Origin of the sequence: Deinococcus sonorensis KR-87 (assembly GCF_040256395.1) — a bacterium.
In the GTDB taxonomy this organism is placed as follows: domain Bacteria; phylum Deinococcota; class Deinococci; order Deinococcales; family Deinococcaceae; genus Deinococcus; species Deinococcus sonorensis.
The window spans coordinates 233,089-245,000 of sequence record NZ_CP158299.1; the positions used below are offsets into that span (position 1 = coordinate 233,089).

Sequence of the window (11,912 nt, forward strand, 5' to 3'; positions counted from 1 at the left end):
CCGGCCACACGGCGCGGTTTAAGACCCTGTCCAGGCAGCTTACAATGGGCGCGTGACTGCCACCCACCCCCGACCCTCACCGATCGCGGCACGCCTGAGTCTGGCGTTTGCCGTCGTGGCGGTGATCGGCCTGTTTGTATTTCCGTACGGCACCTTCACCCGCGACAGTTTCTCGGCGGCGGCCACCATCCAGCGCTTCCCCGCCGGAGTGCTGGACTACACCGGCTTCGCGCCGCGTACCCTGCCCGCCATGACCCCGGCGCTGGTCGCCGGCTGGGTGGCGCTGGTGGCGCTGCTGCTGAGCATCTACGCCGCCGCGCGCCGGCAGTGGTGGCTGTGGACGGCCGGACTGGTCGCGCTGGTGGCCACCGTGGCGGCCATGCTGCTGTTCGAGGGCGCGCTGGGCCGTGAAGTGCAGGCGCAGCTGGCCCAGGGCCTGCGGCTGCGGCGCATTCCCTTCGCCACCGGCGGCCCCAGCATGGCGATGTTCTTTCTCCTGCTGGGCGGCCTGGGCGTCACGCTGGCCGGGCTGAGCCAGTACACCTCCTGGTGGAACCGCCTGAACCGGCTGCGCGGCCTGCTGGTGCCGCTGGTGGCCATCGGGCTGGCGATCGTGGTGGGCGCCCTGGTCGTTCTGATCGTGCAGCCGATCCCGATTCCGCAGGGCACCACCATCGCCCTGACGGCCCTGAGCGGCTTCATCGGCAAGGCCGACGTGGTGTGGTTCGTGTACAGCACCCTGTTCGCCCCGCTGACCAACCTGGGCGACTTCTTCGACAGCCTCAAGCTGGCCACCCCGCTGATCTTCACCGGGCTGGCGGTCGCGTTTGCCTTCCGCAGCGGCCTCTTCAACATCGGCGCGCCGGGGCAGCTGACCGCCGGCGCGGTGGCCGCCATGTTCGCCGGGGTGTACCTGCCGCTTCCGGGCCCCCTGCTGCTGGTCGCCTCGGTGGTCGCAGCGGCGCTGGGCGGCGCGCTGTGGGGCGCGATTCCGGGGCTCCTGAAGGCGCGGTTCGGCAGCAGTGAGGTGATCAACACCATCATGCTCAACTACATCGCCAGCGCCATCTTCATCTTTCTGCTGGGCAACAACACCTACCAGTTCTTCGGGCACACCGTCAACCTGCCGTTCAAGGCGCCCGGGTCCAACCCCAGCAGCCTGGAGCTGCAGCCGGGTGCCCGCCTCTCCCCCATCTCTCAGGTGCTGGGCCTGACCGACATCGGGGCCGATACCCTGACGCTCGGACCGATTTTCGCGGTGGCGGGCTTTCTGGCGGCCTTCTACGGGCTGCGGCGCAACCGCTGGCGGGTGCCGATCGCGGTGGCGGCGGCGGTGGTGCTGGGCGCGCTGACCTGGCGGCTGGGGATTCCAGTGCAGGTGAACGGAAATCTGGCGGCCAGCAAGCTGAACACCAGCTTCCTGCTGGCCCTGCTGGCGCTGATCGGCTTCAGCGTGCTGATGTGGCGCACCGCGACCGGCTTCGCGCTGCGGGCGGTGGGGCTGGCACCCAAAGCGGCCGAGTACGGCGGCATCAGCGTGGCGCGCAACACCATCCTGGCCATGACGCTGGCCGGCGCCTTCGCCGGGCTGGCCGGCACCCACTACGTGATGGGCGGGGCGCTCGACGAGTACCGCCTGAAGCAGAACATTCCGGTGAACGTGGGTTTCGATGGCATCACGGTGGCGCTGATGGGCCAGAGCACTCCGGTGGGCGTGCTGGTGTCCAGCGTGCTGTTCGGCACGCTCGACACGGGCGGCCTGTACGTGGACCAGAAGCTCGACGGCGTGAACAAGGACATCGTGAACGTGCTGAAGGCGCTGATCGTGCTGTTCATCGCGGCCGGCGGCTTCCTGAGCCGGCGCGTCACCGATCCGCCGCCGCCCGCGCTGGTGCAGGCGGTGGACGCCGGACTCAACATCGACAAGGCGGCCGTGGCGGTCGAGACGACCACACCGGCCAAGGCGGGCCTGCCCAGCCTGGGCCAGAGCAGCGTGGACCTGGGCCGCGCCGCCACCGACCACACGCCCGGCCCGGAAGATCCGGACGAGCCGCGCGTCGACGCGTCGAAGCGGGGAGGACGCTAGATGGACTTTTTCGCTCAACTGCTGACCACGGCCTTTCTGGCCACCTTCATCCGCAGCACGGTGCCCTTGCTGCTCACCGCGCTGGGTGGGCTCTACAGCGAGCGCAGCGGCGTGGTCAACATCGCGCTGGAGGGCCTGATCATCTTCGGCGCGCTGAGCGGCGCGGTGGTCACGCAGCAGCTGGACCCCTACCTGGGCGCGGCATCCCCCTGGGTCGGCTGGCTGGCCGGCGCGGTGGTGGCCGGCTTCATCGCCTGGATCCACGCGCTGCTCAGCATCAAGTACCGCGCCGACCAGATCATCAGCGGCACGGCCATCAACCTGCTGGCCACCGGCGTGCCCCCGGTGGTGCTGACCGCGCTCTACAACAACAGCACCGACAGCCCCGCCGTGGAACACAGCCTGCCGATCTGGGGCGCCGGCGACTTCCGCTTCAGCCCGCCCGCTTACCTGGCGTTTCTGGCGGTGGCCATCAGCTGGTACGTGCTGTACCGCACCCCCTACGGCCTGCGGCTGCGCGCCACGGGTGAGCACCCGGGCGCGGCGGCCAGCATGGGCGTCAACGTGCGGCGCATCCGCTACAGCGCCGTGATCCTGTCGGGCGTGCTGGCCGGCTCGGCCGGGGTGTTCCTGAGCATCGGCAACCTGACCTCCTACGTGCGCAACATCTCGGCCGGGCTGGGCTTCATCGCGCTGGCCGCCCTGATCTTCGGACAGTGGCGGCCACTGGGCGTGCTGGGCGCCACGCTGCTGTTCGGGTTGCTGCAGGCGCTCAGCATCCAGCTGGACGGCAGCAACCTGCTGCCGAGCAGCCTGGTGCAGGCGCTGCCCTACCTGATCACCATCCTGGCACTGATCTTCACCGGGCGCGGCGCCGCGCCCCGCGCGGTGGGTAAACCGTACGACGGCTGAGCCGCTTCCGGGCGGCTCATGAGTCCGCTCTAGACTTGCCGCACCCCAGAAGGAGTGTCTGTGCCGATGAGCTTTGGCAATGAACTGAAAACCGCGCGCGAGGCTCAGGGTCTGAGCCTGCAGGACGTCGCGCAGCGCACCCGCATCCGCACCGACTACCTGCGCGCGCTGGAAGCGCAGGACCTCCCGGTGCTGCCGGAACGCACCCTGACCCGCTCGTACCTGCAGCAGTATGCCCGCGCGCTGGGCCTGGACCCCGCTCCCCTGGCTCAGGAATACGACCGGCTGGTTCCGCAGTCGCGGGAGCTGACGCAGGCGACGCTGGGACCGGCGTCGCAGGCCACCCGCGCCCGGACCGGCCGGGTATCGGTGCCGCCCCGCCGCCCTCCGCGCCCCGGATTGCCGGTGGGGCTGCTGGGCAGCGTGGTGGCCGTCGCGCTGGTGCTGGGCGTGGCCGGGTACTTCGGCTACACCGCCTATCAGGCGCAGCACGGTGCCACGGCCAACGCGCCCACCACCGAGGTGGCGCTGCCCAGCACCCGGCAGGTGAACCTGACCGTCAGCAGCACACCCACCGGCGCGCGGGTGTACGTGGACAACCGCTACCTGGGCCTGACGCCCATCCAGGGCTGGCCGCTGGACGCCCGCGACCGCGCAGAGCTGCGGGTGGAGTACGGAGGCCGCCAGACCTACAAGGAGACCCTGAAACTCCAGAGCGACCGCACCCTCAGCGTGAAGCTGGCCCCGGCCGGTCAGGTGTCCAGCGCCAGCACGCCCACACCGTCCACCCCCCGGGTGAGCGCCACGGCGGCCCGCACTCCCGCCCGCACCCCCAGCACCCCGGTCGCCGCCACCCCCAGCGCCCCCGCCCCGCCGGCGGCCGGTCGCGTGCGGCTCAGCTTCCGGGGCGCCTCCTGGACCCTGGTCACGGACCGCTCCGGCCGGGTGCTGTACCGGGGCACGCCGTCTCCGGGCACCAGCCGCGAGTTTCCCAGCGGCGTCACCATCCGCACCGGCAACGCGGGCCAGGTGACGGTGCTGGTGAGCGGGCGGGCGGCCCAGCCGTTCGGGGGCGCCGGTCAGGTCGTCACCCGGCGCTTCTGAGGGCGGCGGTTCCGGCCCACCCGCGTGCCCCTCACAGCCGCCGCACGGGGCGCTGGGGGGCCGTGTTACCTTGAAGCCCGGAGGTTCTTTTGTCTCAGCCCCAGGATGTTCGTGTGTCGCCGTCGCGCCGGGATACGGCTTTTCAGTACGTGTGGCGCAGCCCATGGGTGCGGACGCTGGTGTTCCTGCTGGCCATCTATCTGGTCTACCGGCTGGTGGGTCAGGTCACGCACGTCATCGTGCTGGGGCTGATCGCCTACGTGATCGCGTATCTGGCCCATCCGCTGCTGCGGCTGCTGGAACAGCGGCGCATTCAGCGCGGCGTGGGCGTAGCGTTGGTGGTGCTGCTGATTCTGGGCCTTGTGGCGCTGGCGTCCACCCTGCTGGTCACGGTGGTCAGCCAGTTCTATACCCTGATTCAGCAGCTGCCGGAGCTGACCACGAAATTCCTGGGCTGGTTCCAGAATCTGGCCGAGCGCTTCACCTTCCTGAGCCCCACCTCTGAACAGCTGCAGAAGCTGACCCAGAACGGCGCCACCACCATCCAGAAGTACCTGTTGCCGTATATCGGGCGCTACCAGGGCCAGCTGGTGGGCGGCGTATTCAGCGTGGCGAGTTTCGTGGCGGAGATGTTTGCGGTGCTGATCCTGAGCATCTACATGATGCTGGACTACGAGAAGATCGGGCTGACGCTGCTGCGCATCTTCCCGCGCACCTGGCAGCCGTTCGTGCTGGACCTGTCGGCCAACGTGGGCACGGCGGTGGGCGGTTACCTCAAAGGGCAGCTGCTGATCGCGGCGTTCGTGGGGATCTTCGTGTGGATCGGGCTGACCATCGGCGGCATTCCCAGTGCCGCCGCCATCGGGTTCCTGGCGGGCCTCTTCAACATCGTGCCGTACCTGGGCGTGGTGATCGCCATCACGCCGGCGCTGCTGCTGGCGGTGCCGGCCGGCGGACTGATCAAGATCGCCATTGTGGTGGTGGTGTTCGTGCTGGCCAACCAGATCGAGGGGCATTTCCTGTCGCCGATCGTGCTGGGCCGCACCACCAACCTGCACCCGGTCACGGTGGTGCTGGCGATCCTGACCGGCCTGACCATGATGGGCATCACCGGCGCGCTGCTGGCCGTGCCGCTGGCCGCGCTGGGCAAACTGCTGCTGCAGGAGTACTACTATCCCAGCCGGGTGTACCGCGACGGCCCCTAGCGGGCAGAAGAACCGCCTGAGGGCCGGGAATCCCGGCCCTTTTTTCAGCCCTCCGCTTCCAACAGCTCCACCTGCCGGCCATCCGGGTCCAGCACAAACGCCATCGGTTTGCCGGTGGGGCTGAGGCCCAGTTCCCGGCTGAAGGGAACGCCGTCCTGGCGCAGCCGCTCGGCCAGCGCCGTCAGGTCCGGCACCACCACGGCCACGTGTTCCATCCAGCTGTGCGGCGCCCCCACCGGGCTGGCCGGGGCCGGATGGTTGGGGTGGTCCAGGATGATCGGCGGCTCCTGTGCGGCCTGAACCTCGAAGAACTGCAGCCGACCGCCGCCCTCGAAGCTCAGCACCAGCCGCCGCCAGCCCTCGGACGTGACCAGGTCCTTGGTGACGCTGGCGCCCAGCGCCGCGTAGAAGCGAGCGATCCGGCCGGCGTCCGGCGTGACGAACGAGACGTGTTTGAGCATGCAGGCAGGGTAGCAGCCGGCTTGCCGCTCCAGGCCTGATTTGTCCCGGCCCGGCTGTGCCATGATCCGGGTATGGAATACCGCAAGTTGCAGGGCACCGACCTGACCGTCTCGGCGGTGGGCTTCGGTGTGTGGACGGTGGGGACCACCTGGTGGGGCGTCAAGGACGAGCAGCTGGGCAAGCGCCTGCTGCGCCAGGCGTTCGAGCGCGGCGTGACGCTGTTCGACAACGCCGACACCTACGCCTCCGGCCGGGCGGAGGAACTGCAGCGTGAGGCGCTGCACGACGTGCGCGACCAGATCGTGGTGGCCACCAAGTTCGGCTACGACATCGTGAACCACCCGGAGCGCCCCGGTCAGCAGGAGCGCCCGCACGACTGGTCGCCGCAGTACATGCGCCGCGCCCTGGAGGCCTCGCTCCGGCGGCTGGGCACCGACCGCATCGACTACTATCAGCTGCACAACCCGCGCTTGGACGCCATCGAGCAGGGCTCGGCGCTGGCCGACGACCTGTTTGCCGAGCTGGAACAGGCCAAGGCGGAGGGCCTGATCCGCGCCTACGGCACCGCGCTGGGGCCAGCCCTCAATGAGCGCCAGATCGAGGAGGGCGTCGCCAGCCTGCGGCGCGGCGCCCCCACCCAGATCATCTACAACCTGCTGGAGCAGGTGCTGGGCGAGCCGGTGCTGGCCGAGGCCGAGCGGCTGCAGGTGGGGGTGCTGGCCCGCGTGCCGCACGCGTCCGGGCTGCTGGAAGGCTACATGACGGCCGACACCACCTTTGAGCCGGGCGACCACCGCAACTGGCGCCTCACCACCAACGAGCGTCGCAAGGCCTGGATGGAGGACGGCCTCAAGAAGGTCGAGCAGCTGCAGCCGTTTCTGGAAGGGCGCAGCATCGGTCAGCTCGCGTTGCAGTTCGCGCTGCACAGCCCGCTGATGGCCTCGCTGATCCCCAACATCTACGACGAGCAGGGACTGATCAGCTACACCTCGCTGGACGATGCCCGCCCGCTCTCGGACGACGAGTACGGACAGATTCAGGCGCTGTACGCCCAGAACTTCGGCCTGAACACCAGCCTGATCGGTGAGGTGGTGCGGTGACGGACGACCAGAGACCTTCCCAGGCGCCCGAGACGCCGCCCACCCCCGCGCGCCCGGCCGGACGGCCCAAGATGATGGTGGACCAGGACCCCAGCGGGCAGGTGACCGGCCGTGAGGCCGACCGCGCCCAGCGCCAGTTCCTGCAGTACGCCTTCTACAAGCTGGACCCCAGTTTCCGCCGCCTGTCCACGCCGGACCGCGAGGAGCTGAAGGCCGAATTCCTGCAGGCGGCCGAGGGCTGGGAGCAGGACGCGCCCGCGCAGGCGGGGTTGATCCAGCGCAGCTATTCGCTGGTGGGCCTGCGCGCCGACGTGGACTTCATGCTGTGGCGCATCTCCTTCGACCCGGCCGAGTTCCAGCAGGCGCAGGCGCGGCTCAACCGCACCCGGCTGATGGGCTACCTGACCCAGCCGTACAGCTACCTCTCGATGCAGAAGCGAAGCCAGTACGTCAACCGCATCGAGGGCAGCGGGCACGGGCTGGAGGTGCTGCCGGGCCAGGGCAAGTACCTGTTCATCTACCCCTTTATCAAGACCCGGCCGTGGTACCGGCTGACGCCGCACTCGCGCCAGGGCATGATGGACGAGCACATCAACGCCTCGGCCCCGTTCAAGGGCGTGCGCATCAACACCAGCTACAGCTACGGCATCGACGACCAGGAGTTCGTGGTGAGCTTCGACAGCGACTACCCGCAGGAGTTCGTGGACCTGGTGCACCGCCTGCGCTACACCGAGGCCAGCAGCTACACCCTGCGCGACGTGCCGATGTTCACCTGCCGCAAGCGCAGCCTGCTGGACCTGCTCAACGACCTGGGCTGAAGGCGGCCCACAGGCAAGGGCACGTGGATCAGGGGTCCACGTGCCCTTGCCGTTTCCCTTTACTGCCGGTAGACCAGCGTGCCCTTGGCCACCAGCTGCAGCTGCACCGGTCGCTCGTCGCCGCCGCGGCTCACCGTCAGCTGCACCGTGTCGCCGATGTGCCGCCGCCGGATCTCGAACATCACGTCGTCGGCGCTGCGGGTCCGGACGCCATCCACGGCCACCACCACGTCGCCGTGACGCTTGAGCGTGCCGTCCTGGGCCGTCTGGGCCGCCTGCAGGCCTGCGCGCGCCGCCGGGCCGCCCGGCACCACCGAGGCCACCACCCCGCCGGACACGGCGCCTGCGCCCTGGGCGTCCGGCTGGAAGTACAGCCCGATGGCCGGCACGTCCCGCTTCACCCCGGCGCGCAGCTCAGTGATCAGCTGCTCGCCGGCGCTGACCGGCACCGCGTAACTGGTGATGGTGCGGTTCTGGTCATCGACCCGGATGTAGCTCACCACCCCGATGGCCTGTCCCTGCTCATTGATGATCGGGCCGCCGCTGTCACCGGGGGCCAGCGGGGCATTCATCTCCAGCGTGCGCTGAGGAAAGTCCACCCGGCCCGCCTGCGCGCCCAGCCGCAGCAGCCGGCCCCGGCGCGGCTGCAGAAAGTCGCCGCCGCTGTTGCCTACCGCCAGCACGCTCTCGCCCACCTGCGGGCTGCCGGGCGCCAGATTCAGGTACGGGACGGTGCCGCGCGTGCCGATCTGCAGCAGCGCCACATCGGCGGCGTTGTCGAAGCCCACCACCCGCGCCGAGAAGGTCTGGTTGCTCACGGTCCGCACCAGAATGGTCTTGGCGCCGTCCACCACGTGGTAGGCGGTCAGCAGCAGGCCCCCGCTGCTGATGAAGAAGCCGCTGCCCAGCCCGCCGCTGCCGTCGGCACTCAGCTGCTCGATGCGCACGCTGGCAGGCCGCACCCGGTTGAACAGGCTGCGGGCATCCTGCGGCAGCGGGTCGGTCAGGCTGGGGGCCGGCTGCACCCCGAAGGGAAACTGGACCGGCGAGTGGGCGTCACGCGGAGACAGGTAAGCGGCCAGCGCCACCAGCAGCAGGATGACCGGCCAGGGAGAACGCCTCATGCTGCCCACTGTAGCCCGCCCGGGTGGGCCGCGCCGTGCCAGATGGCACGATAGCGGGCGCTCCAGGTGGGCCCACGCGCTAGCCTGAGCGGCGATGACCGTGCAGAGCGCCTGCTGGCTGATGAAGACCGAGCCCGACGTGTTCGGCTACCCGGACCTGGAGCGGGTGGGCCGTGAACCCTGGAACGGCGTGCGCAACTACCAGGCGCGCAACTTCCTGCGCCAGATGCAGCCGGGCGACCGGGTGCTGATCTACCACAGCAATGCCCGGCCCACCGGCATCGCGGGGGTGGCGCAGGTGGTGAGCGCCGCCTACCCCGACGACCTGCAGTTCCGGCCGGAGAGTCCTTACCACGATCCCACCTCCCCGCCGGACGCGCCGCGCTGGAGCATGGTGGATGTGGCGCCGTTGCGGGCCTTCCCACGCCTGCTGTCGCTGGAGCAGCTGCGCGAGCTGCCCGAGTGGCAGGACTCGCCGCTGCTGCGGCGCGGCACCCGCCTGAGCGTGCTGCCGGTAACCGCGCCGGAGTACCGGGCGGCGCTCCGGGCGGTGGGGCTCGATGATCTCGCTTGAGCCGCTGCACCTCCGGCACCTGCCACTGCTGCACCGCTGGCTGCAACAGCCGCATGTCCAAGCCTTCTGGGACGACGGTGACCGCACCCTGGAGCTGGTGGAGCAGCACTACTTCGGGCCGGACCGGGCGCAGGAGGCCTTCATCCTGAGTGAACGGGAGCAGCCGTTCGGCTACCTGCAGCTGGACCCGGTGGGACCGGACGACCCGCTGGCCGCCTGGCGAGCCGATCAGGGCGAGACCTGGGCGCTGGACCTGCTGATCGGTGAGGCCGACCGGACCGGACAGGGGCTCGCGGCCCGGTCCATCGGCACGCTGCTGGGCAGCTGGCCGCAGCGGCACCCGCACTGCCGCCGCCTGCTGACCGACTCGGACGTGCGCAACGGGCGGGCACTCCGGGCCTGGCAGAAGGCCGGCTTCCGGCCGCTGGGTCCGGCCACCCTGGATGGCTATGAAGCCCTGATGATGGCCTATGACCTGAAACAGTGGCTGTAAGACCGCTGTGAGGTGCAGTGGCCCACACTACGCTCATGGAACTGCTGCTGACGCTCTCGGCCACCGTGCTCGCCTTCGTCCTCGCCGTACGGGCACAGCAGACGCGTTCCCAGGTCGCGTTGTTGCGTGTTCATGTGCGATCCACCTCCTCCCGCCGCTGAAGCGTCATCTTTCTCCCTGCATTCCGTCCTGCATCGTCCTGAGTGAGCCGCCTCCCGCCGCCTGTCTCCTTCTGATGTCCTCTCCTGACCGACCCCGCCTGCTGCCCCCCCGGTCAGCGGGCGGTGTACTTTAGAATGGCCGGCATGACTGCTGCCCTCACGCACCCGGATGTGCGCTTTCCCCTCGACGACGCCACCGGTTCGGTGGCCCTGATCCAGCACGTCGGGGACGACAAGATGATCGTGAACGCCGCCCGGGTCAGCTTCGGCGGCGACAGCGCCCTGCCGATGACCGCCCGCGACAGCAAGCTGATCCGGTACCTGCTGCAGCACCACCACGGCTCGCCGTTCGAACACAACCTGATCACCTTCAAGGTGGTGTGCCCGATTTTCGTGGACCGCCAGATGGTCCGGCACCGGGTGGGCGTCAGCAAGAATGAGATCTCGGGCCGCTACGTGGAGATGCAGGAGCGGATGTATCAGCCGGGCACGTTCCGTCGGCAGGCGCCCAGCAACCGGCAGGCCAGCGTGGAGGACGACGGCACCCTGGATCAGGCGGCAGCCGCCCGCACCTGGGAGGCCGCCTGGCAGGCCAGCTATGCGGCGTACCAGCAGCTGCTCGCGCTGGGCGTGACCCGCGAGCAGGCCCGGGGCGTGCTGCCGCAGGCGATGTACACCGAGAGCTACTACACCTTCAATGTCCGCTCGCTGCTGCACTTTCTGGAACTGCGCGACCACGAGGGCGCCCAGTACGAGACCCGGCTGTACGCCCGCGCGATGGGCGAGCTGGCCGAACCGCTGTTTCCGGTGACCTTCGCCGCGTGGCGTGAGCTGCACACCGTTGGATGACGGTTGCCTGAACGCAGCCCCAACGCCTGCTGGCGGCGTTCGCCTCACCTGCTGGGTAAACTGCCCAGATGAAGCCTGCTGATCTGTACGCCCTGGTGCGTGACGCGGCTCTGGCGTTCAGCCAGGACAATGCCCCCCGGCTTTCGGCGGCGCTCGCCTATTACGCCTTCAGCGCGGTGGCTCCGCTGCTGTTTCTGGTCACGGTGATCGCCGGGTATTTCCTGGGGCAGGCGTCGGTGCAGCAGCAGCTGCTGGAGGGCATCGGCGGCAGCGTCAGCCCGCAGGTCGCGGAGTTCATCCGCACGCTGCTGCCCAAAGCTGCCCCCTCCAACGCCATCACTGTGGCGAGCATCATCGGCGCGGTGACGGTGTTCCTGACGGCCACCGGCCTGTTCGTGCAGCTTCAGGCGTCGCTCAACAGCCTGTGGGGCTCGGACCCGCCGCCGGTCCAGAACCTCTGGACGCTGATCCGCACCCGCCTGATCGCCTTCGCGCTGGTGGTGTTCTTTGGGGCCCTGATCATCGCGTTTCTGGCGGGCAACACCTACCTGTCGGCCATTGCCGAGGGTCTAGGCAACACCATCGGCCTGGGCGCCTTTTTTGTCCGGCTGGGGTCGCTGGTGATCGGCAGCCTGTTCTTCACGCCGGTCTTTGCGGTGATCTACAAGTTCCTGCCGGCGGTCAAGCTGCAGTGGCGCGAGGTCTGGATCGGGGCAGCCATCACCGCCACGCTGTTCACCATCGGGCAGACGCTGATCGGGCTGTATTTCGGCCGGACGGCGGCCAGCAGCGCCTACGGCGCGGCCGGCGCGCTGTTCCTGATGCTGCTGTGGATCTACTACAGCAGCATGCTGGTGTTCTTCGGGGCCGAGATTACCTGGGTGTATTCGCAGCGCTACGGCACCCAGGCGGGCGGCGCCGGCAACCCCACCAAGAAGGCGGCGGTGGCGCAGCAGGGCGGCGAGATCGGCACCCACATCAGCGCCAGCGAGGCCGAGGCCATCCGCAAGACGCCGCCGGAGCG

The 11,912-nt window shown here is 69.4% G+C and carries 13 protein-coding genes (1 of these 13 running past the window's edge); 11 read left to right on the plus strand and 2 right to left on the minus strand.

The genetic code is table 11. The features are described from left to right. The first annotated feature begins 52 nt into the window (after nucleotides 1–52). The 4 genes from ABOD76_RS06405 to ABOD76_RS06420 all read left to right on the plus strand — a co-directional run bounded on the left by ABOD76_RS06405 (nucleotide 53) and on the right by ABOD76_RS06420 (nucleotide 5,307). Complete coding sequence (locus ABOD76_RS06405) at nucleotides 53–2,086, plus strand: ABC transporter permease (RefSeq protein ID WP_350243975.1); 2,034 nt, start codon at nucleotides 53–55, stop codon at nucleotides 2,084–2,086. Further along, nucleotides 2,087–2,998, plus strand: coding sequence for an ABC transporter permease (locus tag ABOD76_RS06410; RefSeq protein ID WP_350243976.1), 912 nt, complete (start codon nucleotides 2,087–2,089; stop codon nucleotides 2,996–2,998). It begins immediately after the preceding gene. A gap of 66 nt (nucleotides 2,999–3,064) precedes the next feature. Further along, nucleotides 3,065–4,102, plus strand: coding sequence for a RodZ domain-containing protein (locus ABOD76_RS06415; RefSeq protein ID WP_350243977.1), 1,038 nt, complete (start codon nucleotides 3,065–3,067; stop codon nucleotides 4,100–4,102). Between the two features lie 113 nt (nucleotides 4,103–4,215). Continuing rightward, entirely contained in the window at nucleotides 4,216–5,307 is a 1,092-nt protein-coding gene (locus tag ABOD76_RS06420) for an AI-2E family transporter (protein ID WP_350243978.1), read from the plus strand. Nucleotides 5,308–5,351: 44 nt separating this feature from the next. On the opposite strand, the gene ABOD76_RS06425 is transcribed toward ABOD76_RS06420, so the two are convergent. Continuing rightward, nucleotides 5,352–5,768, minus strand: a complete 417-nt coding sequence (locus tag ABOD76_RS06425; protein WP_350243979.1) for a VOC family protein — start codon at nucleotides 5,766–5,768, stop codon at nucleotides 5,352–5,354. A gap of 72 nt (nucleotides 5,769–5,840) precedes the next feature. On the opposite strand from ABOD76_RS06425, the gene ABOD76_RS06430 reads away from it, so the two are divergent. Further along, nucleotides 5,841–6,869, plus strand: coding sequence for an aldo/keto reductase (locus ABOD76_RS06430; protein WP_350243980.1), 1,029 nt, complete (start codon nucleotides 5,841–5,843; stop codon nucleotides 6,867–6,869). A gap of 71 nt (nucleotides 6,870–6,940) precedes the next feature. Next, nucleotides 6,941–7,687, plus strand: coding sequence for a chlorite dismutase family protein (locus ABOD76_RS06435; RefSeq protein ID WP_350245228.1), 747 nt, complete (start codon nucleotides 6,941–6,943; stop codon nucleotides 7,685–7,687). Between the two features lie 59 nt (nucleotides 7,688–7,746). On the opposite strand, the gene ABOD76_RS06440 is transcribed toward ABOD76_RS06435, so the two are convergent. Beyond that, nucleotides 7,747–8,811, minus strand: a complete 1,065-nt coding sequence (locus tag ABOD76_RS06440) for a S1C family serine protease (RefSeq protein WP_350243981.1) — start codon at nucleotides 8,809–8,811, stop codon at nucleotides 7,747–7,749. A 94-nt stretch (nucleotides 8,812–8,905) separates the two neighbouring features. Between ABOD76_RS06440 and ABOD76_RS06445 the strand changes: the two genes are divergently transcribed. From ABOD76_RS06445 to ABOD76_RS06465, 5 genes are all read left to right on the plus strand, one after another. After that, a complete protein-coding gene (locus tag ABOD76_RS06445) occupies nucleotides 8,906–9,385 on the plus strand; it encodes an EVE domain-containing protein (RefSeq protein WP_350243982.1) in 480 nt (159 codons plus the stop codon). Then, entirely contained in the window at nucleotides 9,372–9,878 is a 507-nt protein-coding gene (locus ABOD76_RS06450) for a GNAT family N-acetyltransferase (RefSeq protein WP_350243983.1), read from the plus strand. Before ABOD76_RS06445 ends, ABOD76_RS06450 begins: the two co-directional genes overlap by 14 nt. 35 nt (nucleotides 9,879–9,913) lie before the next feature. Next, the gene (locus ABOD76_RS06455; protein WP_350243984.1) at nucleotides 9,914–10,039 is read left to right on the plus strand and encodes a hypothetical protein; all 126 of its coding nucleotides are present in this window, start codon (nucleotides 9,914–9,916) and stop codon (nucleotides 10,037–10,039) included. A 144-nt stretch (nucleotides 10,040–10,183) separates the two neighbouring features. Next, nucleotides 10,184–10,888, plus strand: a complete 705-nt coding sequence (gene thyX, locus ABOD76_RS06460) for an FAD-dependent thymidylate synthase (protein WP_350243985.1) — start codon at nucleotides 10,184–10,186, stop codon at nucleotides 10,886–10,888. A gap of 68 nt (nucleotides 10,889–10,956) precedes the next feature. Next, on the plus strand, nucleotides 10,957–11,912 hold the 5' portion of the coding sequence (locus ABOD76_RS06465) for a YihY/virulence factor BrkB family protein (protein ID WP_350243986.1). It continues 187 nt past the right edge of the window; the window shows 956 of its 1,143 coding nt (coding positions 1–956); its start codon is at nucleotides 10,957–10,959; its stop codon lies beyond the right edge, outside the window.

What these genes read in the sequence shown, in the direction of transcription:
- ABOD76_RS06410 (WP_350243976.1), top strand. Translation starts at nt 2,087, where the DNA reads ATGGACTTTTTCGCTCAACTGCTGACCACGGCCTTTCTGGCCACCTTC.
- ABOD76_RS06415 (WP_350243977.1), top strand. Translation starts at nt 3,065, where the DNA reads ATGAGCTTTGGCAATGAACTGAAAACCGCGCGCGAGGCTCAGGGTCTG.
- ABOD76_RS06425 (WP_350243979.1), bottom strand. Translation starts at nt 5,768, where the DNA reads ATGCTCAAACACGTCTCGTTCGTCACGCCGGACGCCGGCCGGATCGCT.
- ABOD76_RS06430 (WP_350243980.1), top strand. Translation starts at nt 5,841, where the DNA reads ATGGAATACCGCAAGTTGCAGGGCACCGACCTGACCGTCTCGGCGGTG.
- ABOD76_RS06435 (WP_350245228.1), top strand. Translation starts at nt 6,941, where the DNA reads ATGATGGTGGACCAGGACCCCAGCGGGCAGGTGACCGGCCGTGAGGCC.
- ABOD76_RS06440 (WP_350243981.1), bottom strand. Translation starts at nt 8,811, where the DNA reads ATGAGGCGTTCTCCCTGGCCGGTCATCCTGCTGCTGGTGGCGCTGGCC.
- ABOD76_RS06445 (WP_350243982.1), top strand. Translation starts at nt 8,906, where the DNA reads ATGACCGTGCAGAGCGCCTGCTGGCTGATGAAGACCGAGCCCGACGTG.
- ABOD76_RS06450 (WP_350243983.1), top strand. Translation starts at nt 9,372, where the DNA reads ATGATCTCGCTTGAGCCGCTGCACCTCCGGCACCTGCCACTGCTGCAC.
- ABOD76_RS06455 (WP_350243984.1), top strand. Translation starts at nt 9,914, where the DNA reads ATGGAACTGCTGCTGACGCTCTCGGCCACCGTGCTCGCCTTCGTCCTC.
- thyX (WP_350243985.1), top strand. Translation starts at nt 10,184, where the DNA reads ATGACTGCTGCCCTCACGCACCCGGATGTGCGCTTTCCCCTCGACGAC.